Annotated in this window: 1 protein-coding gene; it reads left to right on the top strand. The window is 28.7% G+C overall.

Annotated features, from left to right (window positions below; genetic code table 11):
* Window positions 1-58 precede the first annotated feature (58 nt).
* Window positions 59-592 (top strand): hypothetical protein (locus GOQ24_RS16330; protein WP_160340175.1); only part of this gene is annotated, 534 nt, incomplete at its 3' end.

Below are 592 nucleotides of genomic sequence, written 5' to 3' on the forward strand. Positions count from 1 at the left end.
GATAATAGGAGCTTCATATGCTATTTTTTTAAAAAGTATTTCTTTAAGAAGATTGTGCATGTTTGTTTTTATAGGAGCAGTTACTTTTACAATCTTAAAATTTGGTAGATCAAGAGATATCAATCAAGTTGAACAAGGAAATATATTCGAACGTGGCTATACTAATTATAAAAATCATGAAAATGATGTTGGATTTACAGATGAACTTGCTCTATCAGTTAGAATACAATATAGAGCATTAGATGTTGTTCCTGACAAACATCCTTATTTATATGGTATAACTTTTGTAACGGGGACTTTAAGTGCTATTCCTTTTGCAACATCTACTTTTATGAATACTTTTAATATACCAGAAGAGTATGTCGCTACTACTACCTTTTTTACGTATTTAGGTCAAGGGAAAAATCCAACTTCAGGTGAAGGTTCTGAAATATTGGGCGATATCTATGTTAATTTTGGTTTGTATTTGACTTTTGTGATAATGATTTTGTTTGGTTATGTCACGAGTATAGTTTATGTAAATGCATTACAGATGAAATTCAATTATATTATTATACTTATTCTATTAACTGGAGTTTCAATTTATTGGAAT

The sequence above is a fragment of the Myroides sp. LoEW2-1 genome, from assembly GCF_009767705.1.
In the GTDB taxonomy this organism is placed as follows: Bacteria; Bacteroidota; Bacteroidia; order Flavobacteriales; family Flavobacteriaceae; genus Flavobacterium; species Flavobacterium album_A.